The 11,224-nt window shown below is 28.8% G+C and carries 10 protein-coding genes; all 10 read right to left on the reverse strand.

Annotated elements, in window-relative coordinates; all coding sequences use genetic code 11:
• Nucleotides 1-19 precede the first annotated feature (19 nt).
• Nucleotides 20-856: a sigma-E processing peptidase SpoIIGA gene (locus VN21_RS15820; RefSeq protein ID WP_052952118.1), complete on the reverse strand. Its 837-nt coding sequence runs from the start codon at nucleotides 854-856 to the stop codon at nucleotides 20-22.
• 134 nt (nucleotides 857-990) lie between these two features.
• Nucleotides 991-2,172 carry a cell division protein FtsZ gene (ftsZ, locus tag VN21_RS15825; RefSeq protein WP_046824108.1) on the reverse strand — a complete coding sequence of 394 codons (1,182 nt, stop codon included), beginning with the start codon at nucleotides 2,170-2,172 and terminating at the stop codon, nucleotides 991-993.
• A 104-nt stretch (nucleotides 2,173-2,276) separates the two neighbouring features.
• On the reverse strand, nucleotides 2,277-2,408 hold the full coding sequence (locus VN21_RS18470; protein ID WP_226896726.1) for a DUF1290 domain-containing protein: 132 nt from the start codon (nucleotides 2,406-2,408) through the stop codon (nucleotides 2,277-2,279).
• Between the two features lie 347 nt (nucleotides 2,409-2,755).
• Nucleotides 2,756-3,490: a cell division protein FtsQ/DivIB gene (locus VN21_RS15835; RefSeq protein WP_046824109.1), complete on the reverse strand. Its 735-nt coding sequence runs from the start codon at nucleotides 3,488-3,490 to the stop codon at nucleotides 2,756-2,758.
• Nucleotides 3,491-3,634: 144 nt separating this feature from the next.
• Complete coding sequence (murA, locus tag VN21_RS15840; RefSeq protein ID WP_046824110.1) at nucleotides 3,635-4,888, reverse strand: UDP-N-acetylglucosamine 1-carboxyvinyltransferase; 1,254 nt, start codon at nucleotides 4,886-4,888, stop codon at nucleotides 3,635-3,637.
• Between the two features lie 84 nt (nucleotides 4,889-4,972).
• Nucleotides 4,973-6,181: an undecaprenyldiphospho-muramoylpentapeptide beta-N-acetylglucosaminyltransferase gene (murG, locus tag VN21_RS15845; protein WP_046824111.1), complete on the reverse strand. Its 1,209-nt coding sequence runs from the start codon at nucleotides 6,179-6,181 to the stop codon at nucleotides 4,973-4,975.
• A 17-nt stretch (nucleotides 6,182-6,198) separates the two neighbouring features.
• Nucleotides 6,199-7,329, reverse strand: coding sequence for a stage V sporulation protein E (gene spoVE / locus VN21_RS15850; protein ID WP_084822232.1), 1,131 nt, complete (start codon nucleotides 7,327-7,329; stop codon nucleotides 6,199-6,201).
• A 33-nt stretch (nucleotides 7,330-7,362) separates the two neighbouring features.
• Nucleotides 7,363-8,721, reverse strand: coding sequence for a UDP-N-acetylmuramoyl-L-alanine--D-glutamate ligase (gene murD, locus VN21_RS15855; RefSeq protein WP_046824112.1), 1,359 nt, complete (start codon nucleotides 8,719-8,721; stop codon nucleotides 7,363-7,365).
• An 18-nt stretch (nucleotides 8,722-8,739) separates the two neighbouring features.
• Nucleotides 8,740-9,705: a phospho-N-acetylmuramoyl-pentapeptide-transferase gene (gene mraY / locus VN21_RS15860; RefSeq protein ID WP_025162704.1), complete on the reverse strand. Its 966-nt coding sequence runs from the start codon at nucleotides 9,703-9,705 to the stop codon at nucleotides 8,740-8,742.
• Nucleotides 9,706-9,744: 39 nt separating this feature from the next.
• Nucleotides 9,745-11,118, reverse strand: coding sequence for a UDP-N-acetylmuramoyl-tripeptide--D-alanyl-D-alanine ligase (locus VN21_RS15865; protein WP_046824113.1), 1,374 nt, complete (start codon nucleotides 11,116-11,118; stop codon nucleotides 9,745-9,747).
• Between the last annotated feature and the right edge of the window lie 106 nt (nucleotides 11,119-11,224).

The following is an 11,224-nucleotide window of genomic DNA, read 5'->3' on the forward strand; positions in this document are numbered from 1 at the left end:
AAACTATCCCCCTTAAATTTTATATACTCATTAATAGTTGTGGATTTAATATAGCGTTATAACCATCTTCATTAAAATTGGAAAGCCCTAATATTACATTAGGTATTTTTTGTCCATCAACTTTTATGTAATCTGATTTTATGCCTATTACCAAATTACTGTCATTTATCTGCTTTACAGGTATCATCCTAATCCTATAAGATATATTTTTATCAACTTTATCGATAACATTATCAATTGTACTTATATTTATATTTTTAAGATCTAGATTTTGGAATTCTTCAGGCAAAATTTCATATAATTTATTAGCACTTATAATAACAACTTCACTTTTACTTATAGGATCTTTTAATAAGTTTCCTGTATCTATTAAAGCCTTGAGATCTACCTCTTTTTCATTTACGCATACGGTCATATCTTTTTTCATACTTGCTATATGCTTCAATTCTTTTATGTCATTGTAAATATATTTTAAAACTACCCCACTTATATATGAGATTAATATTATAAAAGATATGGTTAAATGCGTAAGGCCTGTACAATATATAATAAAAAATGAACTTCCTGCAATAAAAATATTAACAAAGTAAAATATAATCAAAGTTCTTAAATACCCTTTTAACGATTCATTGTTAAATGCTATTTTAGTTACAATTAAGATTAATAGTACTTTCATAGGAATCGAAAAAAATAAATTAAAATCATCAAATAAATATAAAATTGAATATATCATTCCAATTGTGGCACCTGTCCATTTTTTCTTCATAGAACTATTATTTTTCGAAATTATAGCAGTGCAACTTATTATTATATAATTTACTAATAAGTTTTCAATTGCATAATATTCTACGTACACCTCCATCCCCTCCTTGAAACATTTACCTATATTATAGTTTAGCTTTAATGATTTTTATGTCATAATTGATAGTCGAACCAAATTAAATTTTTTCTTAAATAAAACAAAAAAACGCAAAAAAAAAGAAGATAGTACTATCTTCTTCTTCTTAGGAATGTTGGAATCTCCATATCATCACTTTCTATGTATGTTGAACTTGTATTTTGTTTAACAACAGTTTCTTCTTCTTGTTTTGGCTCTGGCATTACTGGTCTTTGAGACTCTCTTACCGGATTATGATTTAAACTATTTTGTTGAAAGCTTTGAGGTTGTCCTTGATTCATTGAGTTATTTCTATTTATTAAATCTAAATCCATATCTTGTCCATCTTCAAACCCTGTAGCTATAACAGTTATAACAAGATCATCTTTTAAGTCTTCTTTAATTGTAGCTCCAAATATTATATTAGCTTCTGAATCACAAGATTCTTGAACTAATGTAGAAGCTTCATTTATTTCAAATAATCCTAAGTTTGCTCCACCTGTTATGTTAAGTAAAACACCCTTAGCTCCTTTTATAGACGTTTCAAGTAATGGTGATTGTATAGCTTGTCTTGCTGCTTCTATAGCTCTATTTTCGCCTTGAGCTCTTCCCATACCCATATGTGCTAAGCCTTTTTCCTTCATTATAGATTGAACGTCAGCAAAGTCTAGGTTTATTAATCCTGGTGCTGCAATTAAATCTGATATAGATTCTATACCTTGTTTTAGTACATCATCTGCTATAGAAAATGCTTCTAACATAGATGTATTCTTTTGAACTATCTGTAGCAATCTATCATTAGGTATAGTTATTAAAGTATCAACTTTTGTCTTTAACTCTTTTATACCTTGTTCTGCATTTTTCATTCTTACTTTACCTTCAAAAGCAAAAGGTTTTGTTACTACTCCTACTGTAAGTATACCCATTTCTTTTGCTAATTGAGCAACTACAGGTGCAGCTCCTGTTCCTGTTCCTCCGCCCATTCCTGCAGTTACAAATACCATATCCGCACCTTCAAGAACTTTAAGTATTTCATCCTTACTTTCTTCTGCAGACTTTTTCCCCACTTCTGGGTTTGCTCCTGCTCCTAGACCTCTCGTAAGTTTCTCTCCAACTTGAATTTTATGCTCAGCTTTAGATGTATATAAAGCTTGTTTATCAGTATTTACAGCTATAAATTCAACACCTTTAAGTTGTGCTTCAACCATTCTGTTGACAGCGTTGTTACCACCGCCACCTACGCCTATTACTTTGATTTTTGCAAAGTTATCCATTTCTACGTCAAAGTTTAGCATCTACAAACCTCCTTATTTAATATTCAAAGTAAATCTATGTATTAATTATATCATTTTATATTAGCATTTTGTTAATATTTAACTAACTTATTCCACAAAAAAGTTCATTTTCCTCTTTTTTTATTGCATAAATTAGATACAATCTGTCTTCTTATAATTGATAAATTACTAAATAATCTTGTCCCAAATACCAATATATCTACATAATACATAAGAACTCCTATTATATCTCCTATATAAGTAAATTTTTAAATCCTAATTTTATTTAATTTTTAATTTACTTATATACAGAGTACTCTATTGTATAATGTCATTTTAAATATAATACCCAGTTATTATAATAAGCGAACTACCATTAATTACATATATCTTAAATATTCACCTTATATATTTTACTTTGAAATACCTACATTATTCAAGTTTTTTATTCATGTTTTTTACAAGAATTTATAAATACACATAATTTTCCTTGTTCATTTACAAAATTTAATAAACAAAAACTAAGCTTCAAAATAATTTGTTCTGTATATTTTTATAAATCTACAAATTTCAAGTTATAATAAAATTTAATATCAATTTTACATCATGGAGAATATATAGCTCGTTCTTTTGATGTTAAATCTATATTACCTCCTTTTTTATTACTAGATTTTAAATCAACTAGTATAGCCTTTAATCGGTTTATATTGTATTTGATATCTTCATCTATTTTTAAGGTAATATTTATATTATCATCTGTTTTCATATACATTTTATCTTTATTTATTTTTATACTTTTAATTTTCCTTGACATATTATTTTTTTTCAATGTATCTATAGCTAAAATTATATCATTTGATTTATCTCCATTTAATTTAGCCTTTGCATTTAATTTTTTATTTTTTATTTCTATACCGCTTATTAATGGAATATACTTGTTTGTTATCTCTTTTTTTTCTGATAAAATTAATCCATTTTCACCTATATAAATATAACTTGCACCTTCTTTTATTATTGCATATTCACTATTTTCTTTAATTGTTATAACTAATTTATCGGGAAACTTCCTGCTAACTTTAACATATTTTATATATGAGTTTTCCAATAATCTTTTTTCTACATCATTTAAATTGTATTTAAAAATGTTTTTACCAGTTTCAATATTTCCTATTTTAGTTATTTCACTTTTAGTTATTTTAATATTTCCATCTACATTGATTTGTTTAAGTTCAAAAATGCTACTACTTATACATATATAAATAAATAATATAACTAGCAAAATAAAAGCATATATAGCAAATTTACCTCTCTTATTTAACTTGTATTTATTTTTTTTCATAATAACCCACCTTTAGTATTTTATATATTATAAAATACTACATAACAACAGCTTCTCCTTTGTTATTTGATTATTTAATCTTTCTAAATCACAAAAAAGAAATCGTAATAGTACATGAAACTACTTCGATTTCTTTATTTTATACTAAATTCTATTTATATTTGCACCTAGGCTTCTCAATGTTTTTTCAATATGCTCATAACCTCGTTCTACATGGCTAATGTTAGTAACAGCTGTTGTTCCTTCCGCCGCTAGCCCTGCCAATATCAAGGATGCTCCTCCTCTTAAATCCGAAGCCTCAACATTAGCCCCCACAAGTTTATTTACACCTTTTACCATACAAATATTTTCAGTTATTTTTATTATGTTTGCTCCCATTTTAGAAAGTTCTCCACAATGCATAAATCGATTTTCAAATATTGATTCATGGAAAATACTAGTACCTTCACTTAAGCACAACAAAGCCATAATCTGCGATTGCATGTCAGTAGGAAATCCAGGGTGAGGTGATGTTTTTATTATATCTATAGGTAAAATTTTATTAGGAGCTTTAAGCTCTAAGCCATATCCTTTATACTCAATATTACATCCTGCTTCTTCTAATCTACTAACTATAGGATTGATGTGACTCTTTATAACTCTATCAACTTGTAAATACCCTCCAGTTATAGCACTTGCAATCATATAAGTTCCTATTGCAATTCTATCAGGAATTATTGTATGTTCGACAGAATGTAATTTATCTACACCCTCAATTTGAATACAACTAGTTCCTGCTCCACTTACTTTTGCTCCCATTAAATTCAAGAAATTTTGCAAGTCTTCTATCTCAGGTTCTCTTGCAGCGTTATTTATTATTGTTATTCCCTTTGCTTTTACGGCTGCCAACATCGCATTTTCCGTAGCACCTACACTTGGAAATGTTAGGTTTATAGTATTTCCTACCAAATACTCTCTATTACAATATATATATCCTCTGTCTTCAGTTATTTTTACACCTAGTTTATCCAAAGCATATAAATGAAGATCTATCGGTCTAGACCCTATAGAACATCCTCCTGGATAGCTTATACTTATATTGTTAAATCTACCTATCATTGCCCCCATTACTATAATGGATGATCTTAATTTTTTCATATACTCTTCTTTAACACTGTTTACATTAACATTTTTACTATCTATATATAAAGTATACTCATTGTATTCAACTTTACATCCTATGCTTTTCAATATATCAATCATTACATGGACATCTGATATATCTGGAATATTTTTTATTATATTTTCAGATTCATTTAGTATAGAGGCAGCCATTATAGGCAATACAGAGTTTTTTGCTCCTCTTATATCCAGCCTACCTTCTACTTTGTTGCCTCCACTAATTATATACTTTGACAAAAGTATCCCCCCTAGTAGCAAGTATTTTTAGCCTAAAATATAACTTCTTATATTTTTAATACTATGTACTAGAGGGGAAATATGTTACTTTTTATTTTTTATACCGATTGTCTTAACTTCTTTTACTTCATTTTCACTTATTTTCTCATCTTTACTTTCAACTTTAGCCTCTTTTTTCGGCTTTTTATTGTTTCTATTATAGACTTCCATAACTTCTTTATATATTATATCTATAGCTTCAGGTTTACCTATTTCTTTACTCGCATTTGACATATCTATTAAAAGATCTCTGTCTCCTAATAATTTAAATACTGTATCATTTAAAGTTTCAGCTGTAAGATTTTTTTCTAAAATAGCTATTCCAGCACCTTTGCTTTCTATACTTTTCGCATTGTATTCTTGGTGATTTTCTGCTGTATAGGCTTTAGGTATTATTATAGATGGTTTACCAAGAGCTGTTATCTCAGCTAAAGATATAGCACCTGCACTTCCTATAACTATATCACAAGCTGCTAATGCACTTGCCATATCTTCTAAATATGGTACTACCTTTTGATATGGTTTTAACTGTAAGTCACTTATATCACTCATAAAACCATCATAGAAGTTCTTACCTGTAGCATATATAAATGCTATATCTTCATTAACAAGATTTCTTATTACTACCTTCATAGAATCATTTATTTTTCTTGATCCTCCACTACCTCCGTAGCATAAAACCATTTTTTTATCTTCTTGTATTCCTAACTTTCTTCTTGAATTACTTTTTTTAGATATAAGAATCTCTTTTCTAACCGGATTTCCTGTAAGTACTAATTTATTTCTAGTTTCTTCAGGGAATCTCACATGAGAATCCTCAAAGCTAGTTAAAACTTTAGTTACCATTTTAGCTAAAATTTTATTAGTAACTCCAGGGAAAGAGTTTTGCTCATGAATTATAGCTGGAACTTTACCCATAGATGCATTGAATAATACAGGTCCACTAACATATCCTCCAGTTCCTATAACAACATCTGGCTTAAATTTTTTAACAATCCTTCTTGACTGTTCTAATCCTTTAAATAATTTGAATACTCTTTTAACATTATCAAAATCTATTTTTCTTTTAAACCCTTGTACTGTAACAGTTCTTAGTTCATAACCATATTTAGGAACTATTTCAGATTCTATTCCTTTTTCGGTTCCTACAAATACTATTTCAGCATCTGGGTTCTCTTCTTTTATCTTATTTGCTATGGCGATAGCAGGGTATACATGCCCTCCTGTTCCTCCACCAGATAATAAAACTTTCATTAACTTTCATCTCCTGTCTAATTCATTTTTACATGCTTAGAGACATTAAGCACAATCCCTACTGCTGCCATAAATATCGTAAGGGAGGTTCCTCCATAACTTATAAATGGTAAGGCGACTCCTGTAACAGGCATTGATGATGTTGCAACAGCTATATTTAAAGCTGCTTGAATCCCTATTTGCCCACCGATACCTACAACAAGCATACATGAAAATACATCAGGACATTTTATTGCAATTCTTATACATCTATAAACTAAAAATACAAATAGCATTATTACTATTGCACACCCTACAAGCCCAAGCTCTTCTCCTATTATTGCGAATATAAAATCATTTTGTGGTTCTGGTATGTAAAAGTATTTTTGTCTGCTTTTTCCTAGACCAAGACCAAATAGTCCTCCTGATCCAAGTGCATACAGTCCTTGTATAACTTGATATCCTGCTCCAAGAGGATCTTTAAACGGGTCTATAAATGAAGTAACACGCGCAAGTCTATACGGAGCTGCTAACACCATTACTGCAAATAATCCAACTCCTGCACCAAACATAGCATAAACAATTTTCATATCCATACCTGCTACAAATATCATTACAAAAGTAACTAATATTACTGTTCCAGCAGTTGATAAATTGGGTTGTAATATTATTAATACAAAGAAAATACTAGGTATTATAAGAAGTGGTATAACTCCTTTTGTTAAAGATTTTATTTTATCGTACTTTAATTCTATTAATTTAGCAGTTATTATTATAGTTGCAAATTTAGCTAGCTCTGCTGGTTGTACTGTTAAACCTCCAATACCCAACCATCTTTGAGCTCCATTTAACGAAGTTCCAAGAGGTGAAAGTACTAATAGAAGTAATATAACAACTACTATTCCTAATATCTTTGCATTTTTATACCAAAATCTATAGTCTATCCTAGATGTAAAAATCATAGCAATAAATCCTATGGTTGCATAAATTATATTTCTTTTTAAAAAGAAATAGGAATCATCTAGTTTAAATGTAGATTGTATAAAACTAGCACTAAAAACCATTATGATTCCTATAAATACTAATAACATTGTTGTATAAAATACCACATTGTCAAAATCAGTTTTTATCCCCCTACTAACACGTTTCTTTACTATCTCTTTAGGCATTAATTAGACCTACCTCCATTCCCGGTTATATATCTATAATTTATATATATTCTCTTTGAAGTCTAATCCTCTTGCCTCGAAGTTTGGATACATATCCCAACTTGCACAAGCTGGTGATAATAAAACTACATCCCCTGATTCAGCTATTTCATAAGCTTTTTTTACTGCAGCTTCCATATCTTTAACTTTTGATATATTATCAATTCCATGTTCTTTTGCAGTTGTTTCTATCTTTTCTGCAGTCTGTCCTAATAGGACTAGAGCCTTTACATTTTTAGTTGCATATTTAATCATTTCAGTAAAATCACTTTGCTTTTCATATCCTCCAGCTATTAAAACTATAGGTTTTTCATATGAAGTTATAGCTTTTATAGTCGAATCTGGGTTTGTTCCTTTAGAGTCATTTACAAACATAATACCATCTTTATTTGTAACAAACTCTAATCTATGCTCTACACCTTTAAATGTTCTTAATGTATCTATTATAACGTCAGTATGAATATTTAATACATATGCCATTAAAATAGCCGACATAGCATTTTCTAAATTGTGGTTTCCTGGTAAGCTCAATTCAGATTTATTCATAAGAACTAATTCTTTACCATCTACCTTTATAACTATATTGTTATTTTTATCTAGATATGCACCTTGCTTTACTTCTTCTTTTATTGAGAAGTATAAAACATTTCCATTGCTGTTTTTCCCTAAGTCTCTAACAATAGAATCATCATAGTTTAGTATAGTAAAATCAGTCTTGTCTTGATTCTTAAACACTCTAGCTTTAGCATTTATATAGTTTTCCATAGTATGGTGTCTATTTAAATGATCTTCTGTAATATTTATTATAGTACTTACTTTAGGTTTAAAGTCTTCTATACTTTCTAATTGGAAACTACTTAACTCTGTTACAAGATATGAGTTTTCATTAGTTAAATCAACAGTGTCTATAACTGGATTACCTATATTTCCAACTATATATGTATCTTTATTTGCTTTTTTAAACATCTCTCCTACTAAGCTAGTAGTAGTAGTTTTTCCATTTGTTCCTGTTATTCCTATGAATGTAGGGTTTTTAGATAATTTATATGCTAATTCAACTTCTCCTATTATTTTAATGCCTTCAGATTTTATTTTTTCTATAAAAGGCAAGTCTAAGGGAACTCCAGGAGATACTATAGTTAAATCTATGTTTTCTATGCTTTCAAGGTGTTTACCTAAAACATATTCTATATTATCTAAATTATCTATTTCTTCTATTATTCCTTCTAATTTTTCCTTAGGTTTTATATCATTTACTATGATATTTGCACCTAATTTATTTAATTTTTTTATAGTTGATACGCCAGTTTTTGCTAGTCCTACAAGTAAGACATTTTTATTTTTTAAATCCATTGTCCTAACCCCCGTAAATTAGAATACTGCTATTATACCTATCCAAGCTAATACTATAGATGTTATCCAGAATACAAATATAACTTTTGTTTCAGGCCATCCACATTGCTCAAAGTGATGATGTATAGGTGCCATTTTGAATATTCTTTTCTTTCTTAGTTTATAAGAACCTACTTGAAGTATAACAGATATAGCTTCTGCGAAATAAATACCTCCAACTATAGGTATTATAAGGACATTATTTGTAAGTACTGCAAATGAAATAACAGCCCCTCCTAATGCCATAGATCCTGTATCACCCATAAACACTCTTGCAGGATATGAGTTGAATCCTAAGAATCCTATACATGCACCTACTGTAGCTGCTGCTAGTATAGCTACATCTGTATATCCATAATTAGCTGCAAGTAACATAAAGAATCCTGATACTATAACAGTGATTCCTGATGCTAATCCATCTAACCCATCTGTTAAGTTTACTGCATTTACAGTTCCAAGTATTACAAATACCATAACAGGTACATATAAAGGCCCTAAATTAATTGTAAAACTTGTAAATGGTATTAATAATTGAGCAGCACTTGGTGAATTAGTATATTGATAATATGCTAAAAGTGTTGCTAAAGCAATTTGTAATAAAATCTTTTGATATGCTTTTAATCCTAATGATCTTTTAAATTTAATCTTTAAAAAATCATCTACAAATCCTACAAACCCAAATCCTGTTATACATAAAAGCCCCATTGTCATATCTGAGCTTACTTTTGTTCTTGTAAGAACTGTAACTAGTATTGCTACTATCATCATTATACCACCCATTGTAGGTGTTCCATTTTTTTGTAAATGTGTCTGTGGTCCATCATCTCTTACAGTTTGACCGAACTTAAACTTAGTTAACATAGGTATAAAAATCGGTCCTAGTATAATCACTATTAGAAATGAAATCATCGCTGTATACGTAAGTTGTGTTATTCCTAACATAATATAACTCCTCTCCCTTGCTGGCTATTTCTTAATTATTGTCTACCTGCTTAAATATTGTACTATATTTTCTAATTGCATACCTCTAGACGCCTTAACTAAAACTACGTCATCCTTATTTATTATATCACTTAATTTCTCGATTGCTATTTCTTTATTGTCAAAATGGTACACATTAGAACTATTTAAAGCTAGTTTAATTGCTTCATCACTTATAAACTTTGAGCTTTCTCCTATTGTTATTAAAACATCTACATTTTCTTTTGCATATCCTCCTACAAGTCTATGACCATATTCTGAATGTTCTCCCATCTCAAACATATCTCCAAGTATTGCTACTCTTCTTTTTTCATATCTTCCTAATATATCTAATGCAGCTTTCATAGAATCTGGGCTTGCATTATATGCATCATTTATTATTGTTAAATCATCTTTTTTAATAATATCCAATCTCATCTTACTTGCTTTGAAGTTTTTAAGACCTTCTTTTATATCTTTTAAATCCATTTCTAAGCTTAATCCTACAAGTATAGCTGCCATTGCATTGTATATATTATGTTTTCCAACTGTAGGTATATATATCTCTTCTTTCTTGTTATTTATAATACATGTAAAGCTTAGTTCTTCTTCTCCTATAGAGTACTCTGTACAATATATATCATTATTGTAGTCAAATCCAAAAGTTTTTAAATCATAATTTAATTCATCTTTGCATATTTTTTTTAGATATTCATCGTCTCCATTTACTATTAGAGTGTTAGATTCGTCAAAGTTTGAAGTGATTTCTAGCTTAGCATTTAATATTCCTTCTTGAGATCCTAAATTTTCTATATGAGATAACCCTATATTTGATATTACTCCTATCTTAGGATTAACCATATTAGCTAAATACTCTATTTCGTTAAAATGAGACATTCCCATTTCTATTATTGCGCAATCATGGATAGAGTTTAAATTGAACAGTGTAAGAGGAACTCCTATATGATTGTTAAAATTTCCTTCATTCTTTAGAGTATTTAATTTTGTTGATATAGCTGCATATATCATGTCTTTTGTTGTAGTTTTTCCGACACTACCTGTAACTCCAATATATGGTATTTCAAACTTACATTTATAAAAATTCGCTATATCTCCAAGAGCTTTCGTTGTATCTTCTACTTCTATTAAATTTATATCCGAACTTTCAAATTTTATGCTATTACTTCTGTTTTTTATAAAAGTTTTACATCCATTTTCATATGCTGACTGCATAAATTTATGTCCGTCTAGGCTTTCACCTATTATAGCTATAAATACATCCGTAGATTTTGATTTTCTACTATCTATAACTATATTTTGTATTTCATCTAATTCATTACCTTTTACCAATGTACCTTTAGTTGCTATAATTAGTTCTTTTATAGATAAAGATTCCATACTAACCCTCCTTAATTAAAGTAAATCTCTTTAAATATTATAAATCTTTTTATATTCATCATCTATACTTATAATATTTTAATATATAATTTTATAGAATACTAAT

The organism is Paraclostridium benzoelyticum (assembly GCF_001006285.1).
Lineage (GTDB): Bacteria > Bacillota > Clostridia > Peptostreptococcales > Peptostreptococcaceae > Paraclostridium > Paraclostridium benzoelyticum.